This is a genomic window from Bradyrhizobium sp. URHA0013, from assembly GCF_000518345.1.
Classification (GTDB): domain Bacteria; phylum Pseudomonadota; class Alphaproteobacteria; order Rhizobiales; family Xanthobacteraceae; genus Bradyrhizobium.
In genome coordinates this window covers 80,016-103,396 of record NZ_KI912426.1, presented here as the reverse complement: position 1 = coordinate 103,396, position 23,381 = coordinate 80,016, and the positions used below count along the sequence as shown (strand labels likewise).

Genomic DNA, 23,381 nt, shown 5'->3' with positions numbered 1-23,381 from the left:
TATGAATTACGGCATTGCATTCACGCCGCTGGTTCCCACGATCGTGCTGTGGCTCGCGCTGGCCGCGATCGTCGTCATCGCGCTGGTGCTGCTGCTGGCGCGTGCGCGCGGCGCCGCCGTGCGCGTGGCCGCGCTGGCGCTGTTCCTGCTGGCGCTCGCCAATCCCTCCTTCACCCGCGAGGACCGCGATCCCCTCACCTCTGTCGCCGCAATCGTCGTCGACAAGAGCCCGAGCCAGAATTTCGGCAATCGCAATCGCGAGGCCGCTCAGGCGCAGGAAGCGCTGGTCGACAGCCTGAAGAAGATCAAGGGGCTCGAGGTCCGCGTCGTCGATGCCGGACAGGCCGACGGCGAGACCGACGGCACCAAGCTGTTCGGGGCGCTGGCCTCGGCCTTGTCGGACGTGCCGGTCGACCGCGTCGCCGGTGCGTTCCTGATCACCGACGGCCGCGTCCACGACATTCCGGCCAACGCCGCCGGGCTCGGCTTCCAGGCGCCGGTGCACGCGCTGATCACCGGGCAGAAGGACGAGCGCGACCGCCGTATCGCGGTCATCGCCGCGCCGCGCTTCGGCATCGTCGGGCAGCCCCAGACCATCACCTACCGCCTCGACGACCAGGGCGTCAGCGGCGAGCGCGCCAAGGTCACCGTCCGCAGAGACGGCGAGGTCATCAACGAGCGCACGCTTTCGAGCGGCCAGGCCGCAAGCGTCGACGTCGACATCAAGCATTCCGGGCCGAACATCGTCGAGATCGAGGCCTCGCCGCTCGAGCGGGAATTGACTCCGGTGAACAACCGCGCCGTCGTCGCCATCGACGGTGTGCGCGACAAGCTGCGCGTGCTGCTGGTCTCGGGCGAGCCGCATTCCGGCGAGCGCACCTGGCGCAACCTGCTCAAGTCCGATGCCAGCGTCGACCTCGTCCACTTCACCATTCTGCGGCCGCCGGAGAAGCAGGACGGCACGCCGATCAACGAATTGTCGCTGATCGCGTTTCCGACCCGCGAGCTGTTCCAGCAGAAGATCAACGAATTCCAGCTGATCATCTTCGACCGCTATGCCCGCCAGGGCGTGCTGCCGATCGCTTATTTCGACAACATCGCACGCTACGTTCGTTCCGGCGGCGCGGTGCTGGTCTCGGCCGGCCCCGACTACGCGTCCAACACCAGCATCTGGCGCACGCCGCTGGATTCGGTGCTGCCGGCCGAACCGGTCGGGGTGACGGAAAAGCCGTTCTACGCGCATCTGTCCGACGTCGGCAAACGCCATCCCGTCACGCGTGGCCTCGAGGGCTCGGCCTCCGAGCCGCCGCGCTGGAGCCGGTTCTTCCGCACCGTCGATACCCGCAATGCGGTCAACCCGCCCGTCATGACGGGCGTCGACGGCAAGCCGCTGCTGTTCCTGTCGCGTTTCGGCGAGGGCCGCGTCGCGCTGCTGCTCTCCGACCACATCTGGCTGTGGGCGCGCGGCTATGAAGGCGGCGGCCCGCATCTCGATCTGTTGCGGCGGATGTCGCACTGGCTGATGAAGCAGCCGGATCTGGACGAGGAAGCGTTGCGCCTGCAGGTGCAGGGCAAGAATCTCGTGGTGGTGCGCCAGACCATGGCGGACAGCGTTCAGCCGGTGAGCGTGACCTCGCCGTCCGGCGTGTCGCGTGACCTGACGCTTGCAGCCGGCGATCCCGGCGAATGGCGCGCCAGCCTGCCGGCGAGCGAGCTCGGCCTGTGGCAAGCCACCGACGGCACGCTGAAGGCGCTGATCAATGTCGGCCCGACCAATCCGAAGGAGTTTTCGGAAGTCACCTCCACCACCGAGACGTTGAAGCCGCTGACCCAGGCGACCGGCGGTGACGCCGTGCGCATGGTCGACGGCGCCAGCGTCGAGCTGCCGCGCATCCTGCCGGTCCGGTCGGCGAGCGTCTTCCATGGTGACGGCTGGATGGGCGTGCGGATGCGCGACGCCAGCGTCGTGAAGGGCGTCGGCGTGCTGCCGATCTTTGCCGGCCTGATCGGGCTGTTGCTGCTGCTCGGCGCGTTTGCTGCGACGTGGGTCCGTGAAGGGCGGTAGGCGGCTTACGGGCCAGCATGGCCGAGCTTACCCGCCTCCCTTCGCTTCCGTCAGTTGGATAAACCCCATCGTCCCTTCTTCGCCGGAAGCTCCAGAGCGCCTTCGCCCCCCGAACCCGGCCGAACGTAGCGCGTTGTGAAATCTGGAAGCGGTTCTTCCTCGACCGTGGGCAGGCGTGTCCCTGTCCAGGCATCGCCCGCAGCGGACAAGAGCAGTTCTGAACGCAGCCTTCGCAGCACCCAAACAGCGCGAGCGTTCGATGAGAAGCGGAGTTACTCGACCATGATAGACCCACTTCACCAGCGCACGTTCAGCTCGCCTCGTCAGACAACGCGCTACATCGAGTGCGGGCCGGCCGACGGACCGTTGATGATCTTCGTCCATGGCTGGCCGAGCATCAGTTTGATGTGGCGCGCGCAGATGGACGCGTTTGCCATCGACGGTTGGCACTGCGTCGCTCCCGATCTGCGCGGCTACGGCGGCTCTTCCACGCCCGCAGCCAACGACGCCTATACCATCGAGGAAATCGTGACCGACATGGCCGAACTCCATGATCACCTGGGCGGCAAGCCTGCGATCTGGGTTGGCCACGACTGGGGCTGTGTTGTGGTCGGTGAGTTGGTCGCGCATCAGCCAAAGCGCAGCCGCGGAGTCGTGCTGACCTCGCTGGCATATCAACCCGACGGGCACGCCCTGCGCACAGTCGTCCCGCTGGTCGACCGGACGATTTATCCGGTTGACCAATATCCGGATGGCCAATGGGATTACTACCGTTACTACACCACGCACTTCGAGGCGGCAGTCGCCGACCTCGATACAGACTTGGCCGCATCGCTGGCGTCGATCTTTCGGCCAGGCGACCCCGCCGGCATCGGCAAGGTTTCGCCGAATGCGATGGTCACGCGCAATGGAGGGCGCTTTGGCGCCGCGCACCGCGCACCGGCGACTGAGCCCGATCCGGCTCTCTGGCCGCCCGCGGACTTCGACGTGCTGGTGCAGTCGTTCAAGGCTCATGGATTCCGCCCGTCCTGCGCGTGGTACCTGAACGACGACGCCAACATCGCCTATGCGCGCAAAGCACCCAATGGCGGCCGCCTGTCGCAGCCGGTGCTGTTCGTCAACGGCGACTTTGATCAGATCTGCAGCATCATCGGAAATCGCCAAGGTGACCCGATGCGCGTCGCCTGCCCGGACCTGACCGTGACGAGCATGCCCGCAGGGCACTGGCTGCCGCTGGAGCGCAAGGCAGAACACATCGAGGCCATCCGCACCTGGCTCCAGAGCAAAAAGCTCTGATGCCGCCTCCTCGCGCCGGCACTGAGTCAATCAATCGCCGTCCCCGTAGCCATTCGAAAGGTCCTCAGCCTAGATCTTTCAGTTGCCCGCACGACACGGCGAGGAGTCGGCCCGCTCGGGTCGGCTCGACAGCGGTTGACATCCGCTGACCGATCAGGCGATGTTACATTATAACATAGCAGGATGCCGAGGGGATTGGCACCTGGCGATGTGGGGTGACGTTTCCAGATGAAGTGGTTCCGGTCGAATATCAGGCACGGCGCCCGGCTCGCGATTTTCGCGATGCTGGTGCAGTTCGCGCTGACGTTCGGCCACAGCCATTGGTTCGCCCAGGCGGCTCCCCTCGCCCAGGCCTCGCTTCAGCAGACCGACAGCAGCAACGGCGTGGCCTCGATCGACCGCGCGGCGGGCGAGAGGCAATCGCCGTTGGCTCCCGACCGGGAGCAGCCGGGCGAGGACAATTGCGCGATCTGCGCATTGGTCGCGATGGCCGGCACCGTCATGTTCGCGGCGCCGCCTGTGTTGTTGTTGCCGCAGGCGATCGACCTGCTCTACCGCACCACCGATGCCGAATTCGTCCATCTGAAATCGGCCGGCACGGCATTCCAGCCGCGCGCTCCTCCCGCGTCCTGACTCTCAACAACGCTTGATCATGCTCGGGCTCGCCGCAAATCGGCGCGTGCCCGGGAGCAGTTGAAGTCGAATTCCGTCGCGCAGCGACGGCAGGCCGCCTCCGATCAGCAGACGAACATTGCGGACGGCGCCTGACTGGAATCAGGACCATGTCATTCAAATTGCGGCGCGCGCAGCGTCTTGGTGGAGCAAGCCTGCTCCTGCTCGGCGCCGCCACCTCGGCGCTGGCCGAGGATAAATCATTGACCGAGATCCCCGCCGTCACCGTGACGGCCCCGAGTCCCATCGTGCGCAGGGCGGTGGTGCCGACCCGCAACCCGGGCCGACCCACGCGAACCGCGCGGGCACGCAGCCACGAACGCGCGGCGGACGCCACGCCGGCAGCCGCGGCGCCGGCCGCACCTCTGCAGGGCGTGCTGCCCATCGTGACCAACCAGTTCGCGACCGTCACGGTGGTGCCGAACGAAGAGATCCGCCGCGAGGGCGGCGGCCAGCTCGGCGATCTCCTGTTCTCCAAGCCCGGCATCACCGGCTCGAGCTTCGCGCCCGGTGCCTCCAGCCGGCCGATCATCCGGGGGCTCGACGTCAACCGCGTCGGCATCGTCGAGAACGGCACCAATGCCGGCGGCGCCTCCGATCTCGGCGAGGACCACTTCGTCCCGATCGATCCGCTCGCGACCAACCAGGTCGAGGTGGTGCGCGGACCGGCTGCGCTGCGCTACGGCTCGACCTCGATCGGCGGCGTCGTCAGCGCCACCAACAACCGGATTCCCGATGCGCTGCCGAACTGCGGTGCCCAGCCGTTCCAGAGTTTCGGCCTGCCGGCCAAGGCGCCGCTCGCGAGCGCCGCGACGTCGCCTTGCGTCACCGCCGAGACGCGCAGCGCGTTCAGCTCGGTCGACCGCGGCGTCGAGAGCGGCGTGCTGCTCGACACCGGCGGCGGCAATTTTGCCTTCCATGCCGACGTCTACGGCCGCAACACCACCGACTACAGCATCCCGAGCTACCCGTACCTCACCGACCAGACCCGGCCCGTCGCCAACGGACGCCAGCCCAACTCGGCGACGCGCTCGGACGGCGCCTCGATCGGCGGCTCCTACTTTTTCCAGGGCGGCTATATCGGTGCGGCGATCACGCAGAACGACGCGCTCTACCACATCCCCGGGATCGACGGCGCCGACCACAACACGCGGATCGACGGCCATCAGACCAAGATCAACGTCAAGGGCGAGTACCATCCCGACGCTACCGCGATCGATGTCGTTCGCTTCTGGGCCGGCGCGACCGACTACCGGCACAACGAGATCGGGCTTGCCGATCCTGCCAATCCCAATAGCGACGGCGTGCGGCAGACCTTCACCAACAAGGAGCAGGAGATCCGCACCGAGGTGCAGCTGATGCCGTTCAACGCGCGCTTCGCTGAGGTGACGACGGCGTTGGGCTTCCAGGTCGGCCATCAGGAATTGAGCGCACCGAGCCCGGACAATCCGGGCACGCTGTTCAACGGCCTGTGGGACCCGAACAACAGCACGCGCGTCGCCGGTTACGCCTTCAACGAGTTCAAGTTCACGGACGCGACGCGGGCGCAGATCGCCGGCCGCATCGAGCATGTCGAGCTGCACGGCACGACGCCGGATTTTCCCGCGGACTTCCTGCCCGACGGCGCACCGCAGGCGGCGATTTCGCGCAATCCGGCGTTCACGCCGAAGAGCGGCAGCGTCGGCCTGTTGCAGGACCTGCCGGGCAGCCTGGTCGGCAGCATCACCGCGCAATATGTCGAGCGCGCGCCGAAGGCGGCGGAGCTGTTCTCGCGCGGTGCGCATGATGCGACCGCGACCTTCGACATCGGCAACCCCAACCTCGGCATCGAGACCGCGAAGTCCGTCGAGATTGGCCTGCGCAAGGCGACCGGACCGTTCCGGTTCGAAGCGACCGTCTACTACACGCACTTCAACAATTTCATCTATCGCCGTCTCACCGGCGTGATGTGCGACGACGATTTTGCCTCGTGCGGCGCACCCGGCGCCGAGGTGAACCAGGCGGTCTATTCGCAGCGCGACGCGAACTTCCGCGGCGGCGAATTCCAGTCGCAGCTCGACGTCGGTGCGTTCCAGGGCGGCATCTGGGGCCTCGAGAACCAGTTCGATGTGGTCCGCGCCACCTTCACCGACGGCACCAACGTGCCGCGCATTCCGCCGGTGCGGCTGGGCGGCGGCGTGTTCTGGCGCGACGACAACTGGCTGATGCGCGTCAATCTGTTGCACGCCTTCGCTCAGAACAACGTCGCTGTGATCGCGGAAACGCCGACATCGGGTTACAACCTCTTGAAGGCCGAGGTCAGCTACAAGACCAAGCTCAACCCGAATGCATTCGGCGCGCGCGAGATGCTGCTCGGCCTCGTCGGCAACAATCTGTTGAACGAAAACATCCGCAATTCGGTGTCCTACACCAAGGACGAGGTGTTGATGCCCGGCATCGGGGTGCGGGCGTTTGCGAACTTCAAGTTCTGAAAGCGCGATTGCTAGCCGGACTTCATCGTGCTGTGGCTGAGGCGGCCGCTTCAGGGGCGTCCTCCGCCGCCTCCCGAAACAGCACGGCAAACAGCAGGGTCCACAATGTCAGGAGAGAAATGGGGATCGTGTAGTATGGGGTCGCAATCGGATAGGTGAAGAAGAAGGCGAGGTTGAGCGCCAGATTGGCCAACGTGAGCAGCGCGACGCGGCGAATGCCGTTCGCCTGCCGCAACAGCCAGATCGAGGCTGCAATTCCGATGACGATCAGCAAGGTCTGGAGCGGATCGGCGAGATAGTCCCGGACCACCGCGAACGAAAAATCCAGCGGCCTGACATCGGGGTTGTTGCCGTAGGTCGACGCGAACGGACTGCCGGCGTTGACGGCGTAAGAGACGATGGTCGGGATCACGCCGGCCAGCAACGCGACGCCGAACACAGCCCCCTGCAAGAACCGGGACAACGTCCGCTCCGCAAGGAACGCGACGAGGAGAAACACGCCATAGCCGGACGCCAGGAAGAGATTGGCCAACCGAAAATCGACGGTTAATCCGAGCAGGAAACCGATGGGCGCCAGCAGCCAGATCCCCGGTTGGGATCGCGGGCCCGCCAGCCATCGCGCCGTGAGACATCCGGCGAGCGCGCACACGACGACGGTCGGGGCCATCGAATAGCTCGCCTTGACCGGATTGACCATCAGGTAGATCGCAAGACAGGCGAACGTCCCGGCCATCAGGACCGACCTCATGCTGCGCGCGAGAGAAAGGGCAAACAGCGCGAAGCCGAGCACGATAATGGTCGCCAGCATGTACATGGGCACGACCTGGTGACCCGGCGGAAACAACGCCAACACGAGGCCGACACCCGGCGGGTATTGAATGACGACCTTCCCCGTGGCCGGCATCAGATTGTGACAGGGCGCAGCGGTCGTATCGTTCCAGTCCGGGTAGCCGATCTCCTTCAGCTTTGCTTTCTGATAGCCATCGTCGTCGCGGGCGAGGTTGGTGTCGAAGCCCTCCACCAGCCCGAACCTCTGGAATAGATGCGCCTGCCTGAGGTAGCAGATGTCGTCATAGACGCCGCGCGCCTCGCTCCATCGCATCATGGTCCAGAAATGGCCGACCAGCACCGCGAGAAACAACACGGCGAAGACGGCTTTGCTGGTGCGGATTTTGTTCATCGGGATCATGCTGCGGGGGAGGCGGCGCTGCGTTAGCGGAATGCGAGATAGAGATTGGACGATAGCGGGCCGAGCGACAAACCGGTGTAGCCCACGGCGGCGGACTTGGGGGTGGAGGACTTGGCGGCGAGCCCCAGCAGCCGTTTTCGCGTCATCAGGATCAGGTTCTGCTCGTCGGTCCATTCCGACTTGCCGGCGACCCTGCAGGCGATCCTGAAAGTGCCATCCAGATAGTGCGCCAGGGGGATGGCGGTGTGGTGCTCGACCGGAAAGAACCTGTTGGGCACCGTGATGAACACCCGCCGCGCGACGCGGCAAAGCTCCTGGACAAGGAGCACCTGATTTCCATGGCTGCCGGCATGCTCGAGCACGGCATTGGACGTCGCGACATCGAACGCATTGTCGTCAAAGGGCAGCCGTGTATTCGGTTCGATCTGCACGTAACGGCAAAGTGGAAAAGCCGCCTTGAACCCGATTCCTTCGCCGAGCCCGCAGGCCGTGATTTTATGCTGATTCAAGTAGCTTCGTTCCAGCACGTTGGCGCCGTCGTTGATCACGTCGGACACGCCGACATCCAGGATCGCGTCCGAGGCAGATGGCTGCATCCGGGCGAGGAAATCCTGGAAGATCCGGTCGCGCGCCGCGATCAGCAGCTTTTCCGCCGTGCTCCCGGACGCCACTTCCCGGTAATATTGCTGATCGACCGGCACTGCCCTACCTTCATGTGAGCTTCGAAGCGATGGCGCGTCAGGTTCGCGTCTTGCTCCAGTCGGGACCGACCGGACCCGATACGCCTTCGAACGCGCCTTCGACCAGCTCGATGACGAGGAGCCGGCTGTAATCAACCGGGCCCGGCATGGTGACGCGTCCCTTGGCGACCTGCTTGAAGCCGACGCGGCTGTAATAGGGCTGGTCGCCGACTAGCAGCACCAGGCGATGGCCCTGCGCCTTCGCATCCTTCAGCGCGCGCTCGAGCAGCAGCCGGCCGACGCCGCGGCTGCGGAACGGAGGCTCGACCGTCAGGGGCCCGAGCAGCAGTGCCGGAGTGTCGCCGACGCAGATCGGCAATTGCCGGACGGATCCGATCAGCAACGTACCGACGCGGGCGGTGAAGGAGAGATCGAGCACATGATCCACATGCTCGCGGATGCGGTACGCGCTGAGCACGAAGCGGCCGGGTCCGAAGGTGCGTTCGTGCAGCCGCTCGATGGCCTGAGCATCGCCGGCGGCTTCCGACCGGATGGTGAGGGAGAGATCGTTCATCGCGTCGGCGGGATATCACCTTGGAGGGCAGCGGTCCATACGATTGCGCCCGGCCCCGGAGGCAATTTCAGGTCCGCCCGAGCGGCGGTTGGGACAGGTAGGCGAGCATCTTCATTTCCCGCCGGCCGCGCGTCACGGTGTCGAGCACGAGCCCCGACGAAGCCGAAAGCAGCGCCATGATCATCAGGCCCATGGAGAGCACGGCGGTCGGCAGGCGCGGGACGAGGCCGGTCTCGAGGAAGGTGATCACCACGGGCAGCCCGAGAGCGATCGACAGCAGCGCGAGGACGATGCCGATCGCCGAAAAGAAGCGCAGCGGCCGCTCCGACCGGTTGAGCTTCAGCATCGTGTTGAAGATGCGCAACCCGTCCTGCCAGGTATTGAGCTTGGAGAAGGAGCCTTCCGGGCGCGCGTAATAGGGCGTCTCAACCTCGGCGACCGGCAGCGACAATTCCAGCGCATAGACCGCGAACTCGGTCTCGATCTCGAAACCGCCGGACAGGACCGGGAAGGATTTGACGAAGCGGCGCGAGAACACGCGGTAACCGGACAGGATGTCCTTGAAGGCGTGACCGAAGGTCGATGCCAGGAAACCGGTGAAGAGCCGGTTGCCGATGCGATGACCGCGCCGGTAGGCCGCTTGCGATTGATCGACGCGCAGACCGACAACCATATCCAGATGCTCATCGAGGAGCTGGTCAATCATGCGCGACGCGCTCGGCGCGTCGTAGGTCGCGTCGCCATCGACGAGCACGTAGATGTCGGCCTCGATATCCGCGAACATGCGGCGCACAACGTGACCCTTGCCCTGGCGCCGTTCGCTGCGCACGATCGCGCCGGCCTCGCGCGCGACCGCCGCGGTGCGGTCGGTCGAATTGTTGTCGTACACGAAGACCTCGGCCGCGGGCAGTGCCTTGCGGAAATCGGCGACGACCGTCGCGACGGCGGCTTCCTCATTGTAGCAGGGCACCAGCACGGCGACCCGAAACGGCCATGACCTCGTCGATTCAGACAATCTTCATCCCTCGTCCATGCGCCGACACCGCAGGTGCGGCGATTTACTAGCACAGGGAGCCATCATCGCCACGTCGCAATCCGCGGCCTGTCATGTAGGACTTCCGCGATCCGCAGCCGCGTGCCGGGCGTGGTCCCCTCGGGCAGCGCGGTGACCGCGAAGAATCCGCACTCGGCGATCTCGCGGTTGGGCGCGGGCAGGCGATCCTGCTTGAACTCCCTGACGACGTAGACCGCAACGTGGTCGCGGCGGGAGACGTGGCTGTTGAGGAAGATCCCGTGCAGCACAGCATCGCCGGTGAGATCGATGTCCCCCTCCTCCTTGAGCTCGCGGCGCATCGCCTGCTCCATGGTCTCGCCGAGATCGACGCCGCCGCCGGGCAGGTACCAGCCGGTGACGTAGCTGTGCCTGACCAGGAACACCCTGGTGTCGGCATCCAGCACCACGGCGCGGACACCGAGCGTCATGCCGCGGATCAGCAGAAAATAGGCGTGGAAGATTCGCCGCAGCAGCGGCTCGAATCTCCGTCGGACGCCGTTCAGACGTTCTCCCATCGGGCTCCCTTGATGCCCCGCTTGCACGTAGCCTGCGACCTTGCCATTACAGCGGGCGAATAGCGAGGCAATCGCCCCCCATGGCCCCCTTCACGCTCGCCCATCTGTCCGACCCGCATCTGGCGCCGCTGCCGAAGCCGCGGTTGATCGAGCTCGCCGGCAAGCGCGCGCTCGGCTATGTCAACTGGACGCGCAACCGTCACAAGTACCAGTGCCGCGAGGTGCTCGACGCACTTATCGCCGATTTGAAGGCGCAAGGTCCCGATCACATCGCGGTCACAGGCGATCTCGTCAATCTGGCGCTGGAGGCGGAGTTCGCGCCTGCGCGCGCCTGGCTCGACGGCGTCGGTCCGCCCGACCGCGTCACCACGATTCCCGGCAATCACGACGCCTATGTCCGCGCCACCTTTCATCGCTTCGGCGAAACCTTCGCGCCCTATCTTGCGGGTGACGATGGCCGTATCGGCTTTCCGAGCCTGCGCCGGCGCGGGCCGCTCGCGCTGATCAGCCTGTCCACGGCGGTGCCCACCTTGCCGTTGATGGCGACAGGCACGCTCGGACGCGATCAGCTCGCGTCCCTCGAAGAGGTGCTCGAACGGCTTGCGGCTGATGACGTCTTTCGCGTGCTGCTGGTGCATCATCCACTGAAGTCCGGCGCGCGCCACAAGCGGATGACCGACTCCGCCGGGCTGCTGACGCTTTTGAAACGTCACGGCGTCGAGCTGATCCTGCACGGGCACGACCACATTCATTCGACGATGTGGTTCGAGGGACCCAACGGCAACATTCCCGCAATCGGCGTGCCCTCGGCCTCCGCGCTCGCGCACGGGCGCACCCCGGCTGCGGCCTACAATCTGTTCGCGATCGAGAAGGACAACACCGGCTGGCGTTGCGAGCAGACGGTGCGGAGCCTGGGGGCTGGATTTCAGATCGGGCAGATCAAGCATGTCAGATTGATCTAGTCCCACGCTGTCATTGCGAGCGAAGCGAAGCAATCCAGAGTCCCTCCGCAGAGGCAGCCTGGATTGCTTCGTCGCCAGCGCAAAATTGCTTCGCAATTTTGTCGCGGGCTCCTCGCAATGACGACGCCTCACCAGCTCCGCAGGGCCGCGAGCACGGCAACCCCGAACAGCGCGGCGGCGCCGAGCACGAACCCCAGCACGAATGGCCAGAGGCGCGAGCGGCGCCGCGGCTGCGCGGCCTCGGGCTTCGGCTCGGGCGGGACCACCATCGCATGCTCGCGCTCGATCATGCGGCGGGCGACATAGTCCGTGACGGCCTCGACGATCACAGCGGTGTCGTGCGATTCGGCGAGCACGATGCGGCCGAAGCGAGTGTCCTGCACGAAGCGGTACATCCGCTTGTCGCGCCCCATCGAGATGTGCGCGACGACGTCGATCCAGAGCCTGGGCGTATCGCCCTGGCTGATGCCGCGGTCGAATAGGTCGATCTTGTCAGGCACCTGCGCGAACAGGGGATCGAGCGAATCGTTGAGGATCTCGAGCCGCGCCACCTCGGCATCGCGCAAATCGACGACGACGCCGGTCCGGTCGGCGGCCTCGATCCGCGCGCGCAACAGCGCATCGCGCAGCCGCACCGGGCGCGGCTGGCTGGGATGGATCCCGCTGGTCTCGGGCTCTGACATTGGCGGCCTCGTCCTCACTTGGCCGGATTAACCTATCAGCAACCAAAGTGTCCGCAAAGGCCCTACAATTCCAGTCACTTACGGTGCCCACAGGTCGTTCACCTGTGCCAAAAACAGACGATCCCACCCGGCTTGCGCCGGATGGGACCCTCCGTCCTTGGACGTCTTCTTATTCAGATTGTCATGTTAGTTCACATTGTCAGGCCGAGACCCGCGACGGCTCTTCCACGATCGAGAAGCGGACGCCGGCCTTGTGGCGGTTCTCTTCCGAGACCGAGCGCCAGGCGTCCTCGGCCTCCTTGCGGGTCTTGAACGGACCCTGCACCTGGGCCGAGCCTTCCACGAGCTTGTGGAAGTTCATCGAACCGAACTCGCCGCCGATCACCCAGAAATTGCTGTTGGTCATTGTCAGTCTCCTGTCGATTAGCGTGATGCGTTAGCCGAACTGGTTCATCGTGTTGTGGGCGCCGCCCGCCTTCAGGGCAGCCTCGCCGGCGAAGTACTCCTTGTGGTCGTCGCCGATGTCGGAGCCGGCCATGTTCTGATGCTTGGCGCAGGCGATACCCTGACGGATCTCGGCGCGCTGGACGTTCTTGACGTAGCCGAGCATGCCCTGGTCCCCGAAATATTCCTTTGCCAGATTGTCGGTCGAGAGCGCCGCCGTGTGATAGGTCGGCAACGTGATCAGGTGGTGGAAGATGCCGGCACGCTTGGCCGAATCCGCCTGGAAGGTACGGATGCGCTCGTCGGCTTCCTTCGCCAGCGGCGTATCGTCGTATTCCACCTTCATCAGCTCGGCGCGATTGTACTTGCTGACGTCCTGGCCCGCTTCCTTCATCGCGTCGTAGACCTGCCAACGGAAGTTGAGCGTCCAGTTGAACGAGGGCGAGTTGTTATAGGCCAGCTTCGCGTTCGGAACCACCTTGCGGATCCGGTCGACCATCTTGGCGATCTGCTCGATATGCGGCTTCTCGGTTTCGATCCAGAGCAGGTCGGCGCCGTTCTGCAGCGAGGTGATGCTGTCGAGGACGCAGCGGTCTTCGCCGGTGCCCGGGCGGAACTGATAGAGATTGGAGGGCAGCCGCTTCGGACGCATCATCTTGCCGTTGCGGTTGATGATGACGTCGCCGTTGCGGGCGTTCTCCGCCGTCACTTCCTCGCAATCCAGGAAGCTGTTGTACTGGTCGCCGAGGTCGCCGGGCTTGTGGCTGACCGCGATCTGCTGGGTCAGGCCGGCACCGAGCGAGTCGGTGCGGGTCACGACGACGCCGTCTTCGACGCCGAGTTCGAGGAAGGCGTGGCGGCAGGCCCGGATCTTGGCCAGGAACACCTCGTGCGGCACGGTGACCTTGCCGTCCTGGTGGCCGCACTGCTTCTCGTCCGAAACCTGGTTCTCGATCTGGAGCGCGCAGGCACCCGCCTCGATCATCTTCTTGGCGAGTAGATAGGTCGCCTCCGCATTGCCGAAACCGGCGTCGATGTCGGCGATGACAGGCACGACATGGGTCTGGAAGTTGTCGATCTTCTCGATCAACTCCTTCTCTCGGGTCTTGTCGCCTTCCTTGCGGGCCTTATCGAGGTTGCGGAAGATATCGTTCAGCTCGCGCGAGTCGGCCTGACGCAGGAAGGTGTAGAGCTCTTCGATCAGCGCCGGCACCGAGGTCTTCTCGTGCATCGACTGGTCCGGCAGCGGGCCGAACTGGGAGCGCAGCGCCGCGATCATCCAGCCGGACAGGTACAAATAGGTGCGATCGGTCTTGCCGAAGTGCTTCTTGACCGAGATCAGCTTCTGCTGGGCGATGAAGCCGTGCCAGCAGCCCAGCGACTGCGTGTACTTGGTGGGATCGCCGTCATAGGCGGCCATGTCGGCTCGCATCAGCGCCGCGGTGTAGCGGGCAATATCCAAGCCGGTCTTGAAGCGATTCTGCAGGCGCATGCGGGCGACGGCCTCGGCCGACACCCCGTTCCAGGTCGGCTGGGTCTCCAGGAGCGACCGGGCCGCCTCGACCTCACTCTGGTACGAGGCGGGGGCCTGGAGGGTGCTGATGCCACGGGGCTGGTAATTCATGTGCCTGATCCTTTCGCTGACGATGGCCACCAGCCATCGACATTCTTGACAATGCATTGCGAGATGCGTGTCAGAAGCTAAACGCGAGAAAGCTCAGCTCGTACAGTAGGCTTGCATTTGAATGGTGATGTCATGTAACATCGGTACTTGTAATATATGTCACTTTGTAAATCTTGTAAATAATTAGGTCAGTAAGCCTGCCATTGATGCCCTCTCCGGAGACCCGAGAATGCCCGCCGGTTCCAGCAAGAAGCTCTTCGTCGGCCCGCGCTTCCGGCGGATCCGGCAGCAACTGGGGCTGTCGCAGACCCAGATCGCCGAGGGGCTCGGGATCTCGCCGAGCTATGTCAATCTGATCGAGCGTAACCAGCGTCCGGTGACCGCCCAGATCCTGCTGCGACTGGCCGAAACCTACGACCTCGACCTGCGCGACCTCGCGAGCGCCGACGAGGACCGCTTTTTCGCCGAACTCAACGAGATCTTCTCCGATCCGCTGTTCCGCCAGATCGACGTTCCCAAGCAGGAATTGCGCGATCTCGCCGAGCTTTGCCCCGGCGTCACCCATGCGCTGCAACGGCTCTATGCCGCCTATACCGAGGCCCGCCAGGGCGAGACGCTGGCCGCGGCACAAATGGCCGACCGCGACGTCGGCACCCGCTATGAGGCCAATCCGGTCGAGCGCGTCCGCGAGCTGATCGAGGCCAACCGCAACTACTTTCCGGAACTCGAGCAGGCCGCGGAGACTTTGCGCGACGAGCTGAACGTGCCGGCCGAAGAGCTTTATGCGGCGCTGGCGACACGGCTGCGCGAAAAGCATTCGATCCAGACCCGCATCATGCCGGTGGATGTGATGCGCGAGACGCTGAGGCGCTTCGACCGCCACCGGCGCCAGCTCCTGATTTCCGAGCTGGTCGACCCGCCCGGTCGCGCGTTCCAGCTCGCCTTCCAGCTTGGCCTCATTGAATGCGCGCAGCATCTGGAGACCATCATCGGCCGCGCCGGCCCGCTCGACGACACACCGCGCCGCCTGTTCCGCATCACGCTCGGCAACTATTTCGCGGCCGCCGTGATGATGCCCTACCCGGCTTTCCTGGCTGCGGCGGAAGCGTTGAATTACGACATCCATCTGCTCGCGCAGCGCTTCAATTCCGGTTTCGAGCAGGTCTGCCATCGGCTCACCACCCTGCAGCGGCCGAACGCGCGCGGCATCCCGTTCTTCCTGCTTCGTGTCGACAATGCCGGCAACGTCTCGAAGCGATTTTCATCGGGCACGTTCCCGTTCTCGAAATTCGGCGGCACTTGTCCGTTGTGGAACGTGCACTCGACCTTCGACACGCCTGACCGCCTGCTGAAGCAGGTGATCGAGCTCTCCGACGGCACGCGCTATTTCTCGATCGCGCAGATGGTGCGCCGCCCCGTCGCGCCGCACCCGCTGCCGCAGCCGCGCTTCGCCATCGGCCTCGGCTGCGAGATCCGTCACGCCGCGCGCCTCGTCTACGCTGCCGGCATCGATCTGGAGAAAACGGAGGGCACGCCGATCGGCGTCAACTGCCGTCTCTGCGAGCGCGAAAACTGCGCCCAGCGCGCCGAGCCGCCGATCACGCGCACGCTGATCCTGGACGAGACGACGCGGCGGGTGAGCTCGTTTGCGTTTTCGAATGCAAGGGAGTTGTAAAGCACACCGCTGTCATGCCCCGCGAAGGCGGGGCATCCAGTACGCCGCGGCTTATCGGTTCAATCCCTGCCGTCTCGGAGTACTGGATCGCCCGGTCAAGCCGGGCGATGACAGTTGAATGCGCGGCTGCACCCAATCCCTACGCCAGCGTATGCACGATCACCGGACCCGCGGCGGCGCGCGCGTCGCCTGCAAGCAGCGCGCCCAGATCCTTCTCGATCCAGGCGATCGCACGCCTGTTCGCCTCCTCCGCCTGCTCGAACTTGTCGAAGATCGAAATCGCCGTGACCGTGTCGTCGCCGGCATAGACGACGTAATAGGCGCGGAAGCCGTCGACGTCGCTGATGATCGGAACGGCGCCTTCCTTGATACGGCGCGCCAGCTCTTCTGCGCTCCCGCTTTTTGCCTTGGCCTGACGGATGGCGGCATACATGGCATCCTCCCTTCCGGCTATCTGGTTTGAGGGCTTGGTGCCCGGACCGCATGCTACGCCGAAGCGCGCGGGCAATCCACGCTTGGTTAACCCGGCGCTAATTCAGTTCCGCGATCCGCAACGATCGATTAAGCACGCCTCAACATCGCTGCCTTAGTCTCGCCCCACTCACTTTTCGCAAACAACGGCGGCTTATCCTGCCGCGTGAAGTGACATCAGGGGGTTCATCATGCGCATTGCGTTGCTGCTGACCGCGACCATTGTCGGCGCGCTCTTTGCCAATCCGTCCCATGCCGGACCGCTGGATGCGTCCGCCGGCGCAGCGCAGGCGTTACCGCCGGGCTTCCAGAGCTACCGCGGCTACATGTTTGACCTGTCGGAGAATTCCGACCGCAAGGATGTCGACAAGCTCACCGACAATGTGAAGAGCCAGATCGACGTGGTCGAGGCTGTCGGCCTCTCACCGCGCGTGCTGCGCTTCTTCCGCACCGTCCCGATCATCGCCAGCGAGCTCGCCTGCCTCGACGAGGGCGCCGCGACCGCATGCTACGGCCGGGTCACGCCTGACATCCAGCGCACCGCTCCCCGCACGCTGACGGTCTGGGACCCCAACAAGCAGCGTTGGAGCAATCCGAACGCCGTCGACCTCGCGGTCGATTCCGGCCTCGGCGTGATCATGCTGCGGCCGGACATGATGCGGTACGAAAAGGAAGCCGTGCTGCTGCACGAGCTCCTGCACGCCTACCACGCGCGGCTGTTGCCGGACGGCTACGCCAACAAGGGCGTGATCGGCTATTACGCCTACGCCAAGTCCAAGGATCTCCTGCCCAAGGAATCCTACGCGCTGAAGAATCACATGGAATTCTTTGCCGTGACCGCCAGCATCTTCCTGGCCGGGAAGAGCGAATTCCACGACCCGAAGTCGCGCGAGGCGCTCAAGGAGAAGCTGCCGGACTATTACAAATATCTGGTGGGCGTGTTCGGCTTCGACCCCGATCCGGCAGCGACAAGCGGCCCGGTCGCCTCGCTGAAGTAAGGCAAAAAACGCCAAACCAAGCCAGAGAGCCGCGCGCGTAGCGCGGCTTTTTTGTTTTGGTCACCGGAAGCTGCGGATGACGCGCGGCCGGGAATTGCCAAGGCGGGGCCCGATCTGCATAGTCCGCCCGCATCGATATTGTTTTCGAAGAGGATAGAACAACATGGCGGACGCCGACCTGGATGTCGTGATCCGGCAACTGGCCAGACAGCTGCATACGGGCCTGATGTCCCGCGCCAAGGAGCGGCGGGATCGATTCAACGGCCTTGCGGCCAAGGCCAAGAGCAAGGAGACCGGCGACCGCTTCAAGATGATGGCCAAGGCCACCATGGAGCAGGCCATCGCCGCCGCCAAGCGCCTGCAGATGTCCGCCGACAACGTCGCCGACAGCTACGCGCGGTCGATGCGGATTGCCGCCAGCACACCGGTCGCGGTGAAGGTGGAGAAGAAGCCCGCCAAGGAGAAGCCGGTGAAGAAGGCGAAGAAGGCCAAAGCCAAGAAGTAGGCGCGCACTTTCTTCCTTCTCCCCTTGTGGGAGAAGGTGGCGCGAAGCGCCGGATGAGGGGTTGTTTCCGCGAATTCAACTGCAGCAGGCTCACGCGCGGAGAGATACCCCTCACCCGTCTCGCCGCTTCGCGGCGAGCCACCCTCTCCCACAAGGGGAGAGGGTTGCAGCGGCGCACGCAGCTCTAGATATCTCTACCGCCCTGGCGCGGCGAGCCGGGTCGGCTCGGTGCTCGCCAGTTCGGCGAGTTTTGCGCGCGCCGCATCGCGGGTGTGGGCATCCTTGCCGGCGGGCAGCGCCAGCGCAGCCTCGAAATCGGCACGCGCCTCATTTGCCTGGCCGCGGGCGAGGAAGGCGAGGCCGCGGTCGAGCCGAGGCTGCGCATCCGAGGGGTCGAGGCGGACCGCGGTGTTGTAGCTCAGAATCGCGCGATCGAGATCGCCGGCGGCCGCGAGCGCGAGACCGCGCTGGTGATAGGGCGCGGCGTGCCTGGGATCATGCGCGATCGCCTCGTCGTAATCCTCGATGGCAAGTTCGAGATCGCCATTCTGCCGGCGCGCCAGCGCCCGATCGCGATAGAGCGAGGCGCGGTTGGGATTGAGGTGGATGGCCTCGTCGAAATCCGCGATCGCCCGCCGCCAATCGCCGTGGCGCAGCGCGATCCGTCCGCGCCCCTCATAGGCGAAAGCGATCAGCGAGCCGCGCAGCGGCGAGAAGCCGATCACCGCCGAACAGATGTCGGGCTCGTCCTCGTCTCCGCAATTGACGACGGTGTGCGTGGAGAGGCCAATCAGCACGCCCACGACGATCAACAATGGTACTGCAGCTTTGGTCATTTTCGACGGTGGCAGGCGGAGGGCCGGCCACGCATCCCCTTTCGCAGAAACTGTCACGGCAGGGTGTTAACACCGGCCGGGACCGTCCTGTGTGCGACAGGTCACAAAGCGCGCAAATTAGAGCCGCTGCTGCGTCAGCCCCAAGGCCCGCGCGAGGACGAGCGGCCCCACGGGCTCCGAGGCGGATAGTTCTCATTGGCGCCGACCGACGGCGACGCCTGCGCGCCAAGCTCGGCTGCGAGCTGCTGAAGCGCCGCGATGCGATTCTGCGTCGAGGGATGGGTGGCGAACAAATTGTCGACGCCGTGGCCCGACAGCGGGTTGATGATGAACATGTGCGCGGTGGCGGGATTTCGTTCCGCCTCGGCGTTCGGGACCTGATGCGCCGCGCCTTCGATCTTCACCAGCGCCGATGCCAGCCACATCGGCTGACCGGCGATGCGTGCGCCGAGATTGTCCGCGGCGTATTCGCGCGTGCGACTGATCGCCATCTGCACCAGCATGGCGCCGATCGGGGCGAGGATCATCATCAGGATCGAACCGACGATGCCGGGGCCGTTGTTGTCGCGGTTGCCTCCGAAGAACATGCCGAACTGCGCCAGCATCGAAATCGCACCCGCAATGGTCGCGGTCACGGTCATCAGCAGCGTGTCGTGGTGCTTGATATGGGCAAGCTCGTGCGCGATCACGCCGGCGAGCTCCTCGCGGCTGAGCTGGCGCATCAACCCGGTGGTCACCGCGACCGCGGCATTCTCCGGATTGCGCCCGGTGGCAAAGGCGTTGGGCTGCGGCTCGTCCATCAGGAACACGCGCGGCATCGGCAAGCGGGCGCGGCCCGCAAGCTCGGCCACGAGCCCGACCAGCTCCGGCGCGCTGCTGCGGTCGACCTCATGGGCGCCATACATGGACAGCACCATCCGGTCGGAGTTCCAGTAGGTGAAGAGATTGGTCGCCGCGGCAATGACGAGCGCAATCATGGCGCCGCCGGCACCGCCGATCAGATAGCCAACACCCATGAACAGAGCGGTGAGGCCTGCGAGCAGCATTGCGGTACGAAGATAGTTCATGGCCGTCTCCCGAGGCCGGCCGTGGCCGCTGGAGGGATTGCGGGCCGGCCAGCATGAGGTAGGGATGACCCCGGCCCGCCCGCAAGGTTTCCGGGTGCGTCGCGGAGCCGCGGCACTGGTTTGAAGTCAATCGTTCCATTAAGCTTGGCCAAGAATCCAAGCGTCTCCTCCCCTTGCGGAAACCTCATGTTCCAGACCCGATTTGCGATCGCGGCCGCCGCCCTGCTCACGCTCGCCCTTCCCGCCTCTGCCCAATTCGCTCCGCCACCCGCAAAGCCCGCGGCTCCCAGGGCCACCGCGCCCTCGCCCCGCGCGGCGTCGTGCCACAATGGGGCGAACTTCGATCGCTTCCTGGCCGACGTGAAACAGCAGGCCGTCGCCGCCGGCGTGTCGCAGCGGACGATCGCGGCGGCCTCGCCTTACCTCGTCTACGACCAGGGCATCGTCAATCGCGACCGCGGCCAGCGCGTGTTCGGCCAGCTCTTCACCGAATTTGCCGGCCGCATGGCGGCGCCCTATCGCATGCAGAACGGCCAGCAGCACATCAAGCAACATGCGGCCGCGTTCGCGCGCGCGGAGAAAGAATACGGCGTGCCGCCGGCGGTGATCGCCGCGTTCTGGGGACTGGAGAGCGACTTCGGCGTCAACATGGGCAATTTGCCGACGCTGAAGTCGCTGGTGTCGCTGGCCTATGATTGCCGCCGCTCGGAGATGTTCGTGAACGAGACCATCGCCGCGCTGAAGATCATCGACCGCGGCGATTTGCATCCCGACGAGATGGTCGGCTCCTGGGCCGGCGAGCTCGGACAGACCCAGTTCCTGCCCGTGCATTACGTCAACTATGCCGTCGACTACGACGGCGACGGACGTCGCGATCTCCTCCGCAGCGAGGACGACGTGATCGGCTCGACCGCGAACTACATCGCCAACGGATTGAAGTGGCGGCGCGGCGAGCCGTGGCTGGAGGAGATCAAGGTGCCGCAAAACCTGCCCTGGGATCAGACCGACCTCACGGTGCAGCTGCCGCGCTCGAAATGGGCGCAGCTCGGGGTGACCTATCCCGACGGGAGGCCGCTGCCGACCGACAATCTTGCCGCGTCGGTGCTGCTGCCGATGGGTCGGAACGGGCCGGCCTTCATGGCGTACCCGAATTTCGCGGCCTATACCGAGTGGAATAACTCGCTGATCTATTCGACCACCGCAGGTTATCTCGCCACCCGGATTGCGGGCGCGGCTCCGATGCGAAAGCCGTCCACATCGGTCGCGCAACTGCCGTTCAACGAGCTCAAGCAATTGCAGCAGCTTCTGGTTCAGGCCGGCTTCAACGTCGGCAAGGTGGACGGTGTGCTGGGCCAGCAGAGCCGCGCCGCAGTGAAGGCGATGCAGATCAAATACGGTCTGCCGGCCGATTCCTGGCCGACCGCGGAGCTTTTGGCCCGGATGCGCGGTGGCACGGCGCAGGCGCAGCCGGCGGCCACGATCCGCTAAGCACTCGAATCGCTGTCATGCCCCGCGAAAGGCGGGGCATCCAGTACGCCGCGGCCTATCCATTCAATCACAGCTGCCCCGGAGTACTGGATCGTCCGGTCAAGCCGGACGATGACAGCGAGGTATGGCGCCGACAGCACCACAAGGCCGCTCGGTAGAATTTTCGCACTGCACAAGGCGCTCGCGCGATTGTATTTTTCCATGAGGTTCCCATGTGAGTGGCTCAGGTTTCTCCTGAGATTTCCCACCACAAGAGCGAGCATCACATGTCCTTCCACGACGCCGTCGTTCCCGCCTATTTGCAAATGCTGAACAGCCTCACCGGCCTGCTCACGAAAGCCGAGGCGCATTGTGCGGCCAAGAAGGTCGATCCCGCCGTCCTGCTCGGCTCCCGCTTGTTTCCGGACATGCTGCCGCTGTCGAAGCAGATCCAGCTGGTCAGCGATTTCGCAGCCAAAGGTTGCGCCCGGCTGACCCATAGCGAAGTGCCGTCCACACCGGACACCGAGACCAGCTTTGCGGAGCTGAAGCAGCGCCTGGCGAAGACCATCGATTACGTGAAATCGTTCAAGCCCGAGCAGTTCGAGGGCGCCGACACCAAGGACGTCACCTTCCCGGCCGGCCCCGACAAGTCCATCACCATGAAGGGCCAGCAATTCCTGAGCGCGTTCTCGCTGCCGAACTTCTATTTCCACGCCGCGACCGCCCACGGCCTTCTGCGCCACGCCGGCGTCGAGATCGGCAAGCGCGATTTCCTCGGCGCGAACTAGTACCCGATTATTCAGGCGGCCGCGGCGGGAGATCGAATCTGCTGCCGCGGCTGAAATTGCACATGCTTTATGCTGCGCGGCTCTGCTGCGCATCTCGCCTGCAGTTTCCGTATGGCTCCTCCCTTGCGCTGATTGCCGCGATGCACAAGTGTTCCGGATCTCTCACCGCCTGGAAGCATTCTCATGAGCCGTTCGACCAAATTGTTTGAGACCTACAAGCTCGGCCCGATCACGCTGGCCAACCGCTTGGTGATGGCGCCGCTGACGCGCAACCGCGCCGCGCCCGGCACGTTCGTACCGAGTCCGCTTGCGGCGGACTATTACGGCCAGCGCGCTTCCGCGGGCCTTCTGATCACCGAAGCGAGCCAGGTCTCGCAGCAGGGCCAGGGCTACCAGGACACGCCCGGCATCTACTCCAAGGAGCAGGTTGCCGGCTGGCGCAAGGTCACCGATCAGGTGCACCAGCGCGGCGGCAAGATCTTCGTCCAGCTCTGGCATGTCGGCCGCATCTCGCATGTCGACCTTCAGGCCAATGGCGCAGCCCCGGTGGCGCCGAGCGCAATCCGCGCGAAGGGCAAGACTTTCGTCAACGGCGGCTTCGCCGACGTCTCCGAGCCCCGCGCGCTCGAGCTCTCCGAAATTCCAGGGATCATCGACGATTTCAAGCGCGCCACGAAGAATGCGCTCGAGGCCGGCTTCGACGGCGTCGAGATCCACGGCGCCAACGGCTATCTGCTCGAGCAGTTCGCCAAGGACGGCACCAACAAGCGTACCGACGCCTATGGCGGCTCGATCGAGAACCGCGCGCGGCTGATGCTGGAAGTCTCCAGGGCCGTCGTCGCCGAGGCCGGCGCCGAGCGCACCGGCATCCGCATCTCCCCGGTGACGCCGGCCAACGATATCTCGGAATCGAACCCGCAAGCCCTCTACGACCATATCGTCGACGGTCTCGCCGCGCTGAAGCTCGTCTATCTCCACGTCGTCGAAGGCGCCACCGGCGGTCCGCGCGACATCGCGCCATTCGACTATGCGGGCCTGCGCAAGCGCTTCCCCGGCGCCTACATCGCCAACAACGGCTATGATTTCGATCTCGCCAGCAAGGTGCTGGACGCCAACGCGGCCGATCTCATCGCCTTCGGCAAGCCGTTCATCTCCAACCCCGATCTCGTCGAGCGGCTGAAGACGGGCGCGACGCTGAACGATTGGGACAAGAATACCTTCTACGGCGGCGGCGCGAAGGGATACACGGACTACCCGGCGCTGGCGGCCGAACCGGCGGAGTAAGGCGTCGTCGTCGCTCTATCCTCCGTCATTGCGAGGAGCGAAGCGACGAAGCAATCCA

At 64.9% G+C, this 23,381-nt stretch carries 22 protein-coding genes; 11 read left to right on the top strand and 11 right to left on the bottom strand.

The window, feature by feature from the left end:
• Position 1: 1 nt before the first annotated feature.
• From N551_RS0121075 to N551_RS0121060, 4 genes are all read left to right on the top strand, one after another.
• Positions 2 to 2,065, top strand: a complete 2,064-nt coding sequence (locus N551_RS0121075; protein WP_027568561.1) for a membrane protein — start codon at positions 2 to 4, stop codon at positions 2,063 to 2,065.
• Positions 2,066 to 2,434: 369 nt separating this feature from the next.
• Positions 2,435 to 3,361 (top strand): alpha/beta fold hydrolase, encoded by a 927-nt coding sequence (locus N551_RS0121070; protein ID WP_245287833.1) that lies wholly within the window; start codon positions 2,435 to 2,437, stop codon positions 3,359 to 3,361.
• A 228-nt stretch (positions 3,362 to 3,589) separates the two neighbouring features.
• A complete protein-coding gene (locus N551_RS0121065) occupies positions 3,590 to 3,994 on the top strand; it encodes a DUF2946 domain-containing protein (RefSeq protein WP_027568559.1) in 405 nt (134 codons plus the stop codon).
• Between the two features lie 149 nt (positions 3,995 to 4,143).
• Complete coding sequence (locus N551_RS0121060; RefSeq protein ID WP_027568558.1) at positions 4,144 to 6,504, top strand: TonB-dependent receptor; 2,361 nt, start codon at positions 4,144 to 4,146, stop codon at positions 6,502 to 6,504.
• Positions 6,505 to 6,526: 22 nt separating this feature from the next.
• Here N551_RS0121060 and N551_RS0121055 read toward each other — a convergent pair whose 3' ends face one another.
• From N551_RS0121055 to N551_RS0121035, 5 genes are all read right to left on the bottom strand, one after another.
• Entirely contained in the window at positions 6,527 to 7,684 is a 1,158-nt protein-coding gene (locus tag N551_RS0121055; protein WP_245287832.1) for a hypothetical protein, read from the bottom strand.
• 32 nt (positions 7,685 to 7,716) lie between these two features.
• Entirely contained in the window at positions 7,717 to 8,394 is a 678-nt protein-coding gene (locus N551_RS0121050) for a methyltransferase domain-containing protein (protein ID WP_027568556.1), read from the bottom strand.
• 37 nt (positions 8,395 to 8,431) lie between these two features.
• Entirely contained in the window at positions 8,432 to 8,947 is a 516-nt protein-coding gene (locus N551_RS0121045) for a GNAT family N-acetyltransferase (RefSeq protein ID WP_027568555.1), read from the bottom strand.
• A 67-nt stretch (positions 8,948 to 9,014) separates the two neighbouring features.
• Positions 9,015 to 9,962, bottom strand: coding sequence for a glycosyltransferase family 2 protein (locus tag N551_RS0121040; protein ID WP_027568554.1), 948 nt, complete (start codon positions 9,960 to 9,962; stop codon positions 9,015 to 9,017).
• Positions 9,963 to 10,024: 62 nt separating this feature from the next.
• Positions 10,025 to 10,516, bottom strand: a complete 492-nt coding sequence (locus N551_RS0121035) for an NUDIX domain-containing protein (RefSeq protein ID WP_027568553.1) — start codon at positions 10,514 to 10,516, stop codon at positions 10,025 to 10,027.
• 80 nt (positions 10,517 to 10,596) lie between these two features.
• Between N551_RS0121035 and N551_RS0121030 the strand changes: the two genes are divergently transcribed.
• Complete coding sequence (locus N551_RS0121030; RefSeq protein WP_027568552.1) at positions 10,597 to 11,478, top strand: metallophosphoesterase; 882 nt, start codon at positions 10,597 to 10,599, stop codon at positions 11,476 to 11,478.
• A 128-nt stretch (positions 11,479 to 11,606) separates the two neighbouring features.
• On the opposite strand, the gene N551_RS0121025 is transcribed toward N551_RS0121030, so the two are convergent.
• From N551_RS0121025 to N551_RS0121015, 3 genes are all read right to left on the bottom strand, one after another.
• On the bottom strand, positions 11,607 to 12,161 hold the full coding sequence (locus N551_RS0121025) for a hypothetical protein (RefSeq protein ID WP_027568551.1): 555 nt from the start codon (positions 12,159 to 12,161) through the stop codon (positions 11,607 to 11,609).
• 199 nt (positions 12,162 to 12,360) lie between these two features.
• Complete coding sequence (locus N551_RS0121020) at positions 12,361 to 12,567, bottom strand: hypothetical protein (RefSeq protein WP_007595122.1); 207 nt, start codon at positions 12,565 to 12,567, stop codon at positions 12,361 to 12,363.
• Between the two features lie 30 nt (positions 12,568 to 12,597).
• Positions 12,598 to 14,229, bottom strand: a complete 1,632-nt coding sequence (locus N551_RS0121015) for an isocitrate lyase (RefSeq protein WP_027568550.1) — start codon at positions 14,227 to 14,229, stop codon at positions 12,598 to 12,600.
• Positions 14,230 to 14,458: 229 nt separating this feature from the next.
• Between N551_RS0121015 and N551_RS0121010 the strand changes: the two genes are divergently transcribed.
• The gene (locus N551_RS0121010; RefSeq protein ID WP_027568549.1) at positions 14,459 to 15,904 is read left to right on the top strand and encodes a short-chain fatty acyl-CoA regulator family protein; all 1,446 of its coding nucleotides are present in this window, start codon (positions 14,459 to 14,461) and stop codon (positions 15,902 to 15,904) included.
• A gap of 139 nt (positions 15,905 to 16,043) precedes the next feature.
• Here the strand turns inward: N551_RS0121010 and N551_RS38950 are convergent, their stop codons facing one another.
• Complete coding sequence (locus N551_RS38950; protein WP_007607017.1) at positions 16,044 to 16,337, bottom strand: antibiotic biosynthesis monooxygenase; 294 nt, start codon at positions 16,335 to 16,337, stop codon at positions 16,044 to 16,046.
• Between the two features lie 229 nt (positions 16,338 to 16,566).
• Between N551_RS38950 and N551_RS0121000 the strand changes: the two genes are divergently transcribed.
• Both N551_RS0121000 and N551_RS0120995 read left to right on the top strand, forming a co-directional pair.
• Positions 16,567 to 17,373 (top strand): hypothetical protein, encoded by an 807-nt coding sequence (locus N551_RS0121000; protein WP_027568548.1) that lies wholly within the window; start codon positions 16,567 to 16,569, stop codon positions 17,371 to 17,373.
• A 163-nt stretch (positions 17,374 to 17,536) separates the two neighbouring features.
• Complete coding sequence (locus tag N551_RS0120995) at positions 17,537 to 17,878, top strand: hypothetical protein (RefSeq protein WP_027568547.1); 342 nt, start codon at positions 17,537 to 17,539, stop codon at positions 17,876 to 17,878.
• A 194-nt stretch (positions 17,879 to 18,072) separates the two neighbouring features.
• On the opposite strand, the gene N551_RS0120990 is transcribed toward N551_RS0120995, so the two are convergent.
• Positions 18,073 to 18,714: a tetratricopeptide repeat protein gene (locus N551_RS0120990; protein ID WP_027568546.1), complete on the bottom strand. Its 642-nt coding sequence runs from the start codon at positions 18,712 to 18,714 to the stop codon at positions 18,073 to 18,075.
• 134 nt (positions 18,715 to 18,848) lie between these two features.
• Complete coding sequence (gene htpX, locus N551_RS0120985) at positions 18,849 to 19,781, bottom strand: zinc metalloprotease HtpX (protein ID WP_027568545.1); 933 nt, start codon at positions 19,779 to 19,781, stop codon at positions 18,849 to 18,851.
• 186 nt (positions 19,782 to 19,967) lie between these two features.
• On the opposite strand from htpX, the gene N551_RS0120980 reads away from it, so the two are divergent.
• The 3 genes from N551_RS0120980 to N551_RS0120965 all read left to right on the top strand — a co-directional run bounded on the left by N551_RS0120980 (position 19,968) and on the right by N551_RS0120965 (position 23,323).
• Complete coding sequence (locus N551_RS0120980) at positions 19,968 to 21,269, top strand: lytic murein transglycosylase (protein WP_027568544.1); 1,302 nt, start codon at positions 19,968 to 19,970, stop codon at positions 21,267 to 21,269.
• Between the two features lie 266 nt (positions 21,270 to 21,535).
• The gene (locus tag N551_RS0120970; protein ID WP_027568542.1) at positions 21,536 to 22,039 is read left to right on the top strand and encodes a DUF1993 family protein; all 504 of its coding nucleotides are present in this window, start codon (positions 21,536 to 21,538) and stop codon (positions 22,037 to 22,039) included.
• Between the two features lie 183 nt (positions 22,040 to 22,222).
• Positions 22,223 to 23,323 carry an alkene reductase gene (locus tag N551_RS0120965; protein ID WP_027568541.1) on the top strand — a complete coding sequence of 367 codons (1,101 nt, stop codon included), beginning with the start codon at positions 22,223 to 22,225 and terminating at the stop codon, positions 23,321 to 23,323.
• The last annotated feature ends 58 nt before the right edge of the window (positions 23,324 to 23,381 follow it).

Excerpts from the sequence above, each read along its gene's own strand:
- N551_RS0121075 (WP_027568561.1), top strand. The coding sequence starts at position 2 with ATGAATTACGGCATTGCATTCACGCCGCTGGTTCCCACGATCGTGCTG.
- N551_RS0121070 (WP_245287833.1), top strand. The coding sequence starts at position 2,435 with ATGATCTTCGTCCATGGCTGGCCGAGCATCAGTTTGATGTGGCGCGCG.
- N551_RS0121065 (WP_027568559.1), top strand. The coding sequence starts at position 3,590 with ATGAAGTGGTTCCGGTCGAATATCAGGCACGGCGCCCGGCTCGCGATT.
- N551_RS0121060 (WP_027568558.1), top strand. The coding sequence starts at position 4,144 with ATGTCATTCAAATTGCGGCGCGCGCAGCGTCTTGGTGGAGCAAGCCTG.
- N551_RS0121055 (WP_245287832.1), bottom strand. The coding sequence starts at position 7,684 with ATGAACAAAATCCGCACCAGCAAAGCCGTCTTCGCCGTGTTGTTTCTC.
- N551_RS0121045 (WP_027568555.1), bottom strand. The coding sequence starts at position 8,947 with ATGAACGATCTCTCCCTCACCATCCGGTCGGAAGCCGCCGGCGATGCT.
- N551_RS0121035 (WP_027568553.1), bottom strand. The coding sequence starts at position 10,516 with ATGGGAGAACGTCTGAACGGCGTCCGACGGAGATTCGAGCCGCTGCTG.
- N551_RS0121030 (WP_027568552.1), top strand. The coding sequence starts at position 10,597 with ATGGCCCCCTTCACGCTCGCCCATCTGTCCGACCCGCATCTGGCGCCG.
- N551_RS0121025 (WP_027568551.1), bottom strand. The coding sequence starts at position 12,161 with ATGTCAGAGCCCGAGACCAGCGGGATCCATCCCAGCCAGCCGCGCCCG.
- N551_RS0121020 (WP_007595122.1), bottom strand. The coding sequence starts at position 12,567 with ATGACCAACAGCAATTTCTGGGTGATCGGCGGCGAGTTCGGTTCGATG.
- N551_RS0121015 (WP_027568550.1), bottom strand. The coding sequence starts at position 14,229 with ATGAATTACCAGCCCCGTGGCATCAGCACCCTCCAGGCCCCCGCCTCG.
- N551_RS0121010 (WP_027568549.1), top strand. The coding sequence starts at position 14,459 with ATGCCCGCCGGTTCCAGCAAGAAGCTCTTCGTCGGCCCGCGCTTCCGG.
- N551_RS38950 (WP_007607017.1), bottom strand. The coding sequence starts at position 16,337 with ATGTATGCCGCCATCCGTCAGGCCAAGGCAAAAAGCGGGAGCGCAGAA.
- N551_RS0121000 (WP_027568548.1), top strand. The coding sequence starts at position 16,567 with ATGCGCATTGCGTTGCTGCTGACCGCGACCATTGTCGGCGCGCTCTTT.
- N551_RS0120995 (WP_027568547.1), top strand. The coding sequence starts at position 17,537 with ATGGCGGACGCCGACCTGGATGTCGTGATCCGGCAACTGGCCAGACAG.
- N551_RS0120990 (WP_027568546.1), bottom strand. The coding sequence starts at position 18,714 with ATGACCAAAGCTGCAGTACCATTGTTGATCGTCGTGGGCGTGCTGATT.
- htpX (WP_027568545.1), bottom strand. The coding sequence starts at position 19,781 with ATGAACTATCTTCGTACCGCAATGCTGCTCGCAGGCCTCACCGCTCTG.
- N551_RS0120980 (WP_027568544.1), top strand. The coding sequence starts at position 19,968 with ATGTTCCAGACCCGATTTGCGATCGCGGCCGCCGCCCTGCTCACGCTC.
- N551_RS0120970 (WP_027568542.1), top strand. The coding sequence starts at position 21,536 with ATGTCCTTCCACGACGCCGTCGTTCCCGCCTATTTGCAAATGCTGAAC.
- N551_RS0120965 (WP_027568541.1), top strand. The coding sequence starts at position 22,223 with ATGAGCCGTTCGACCAAATTGTTTGAGACCTACAAGCTCGGCCCGATC.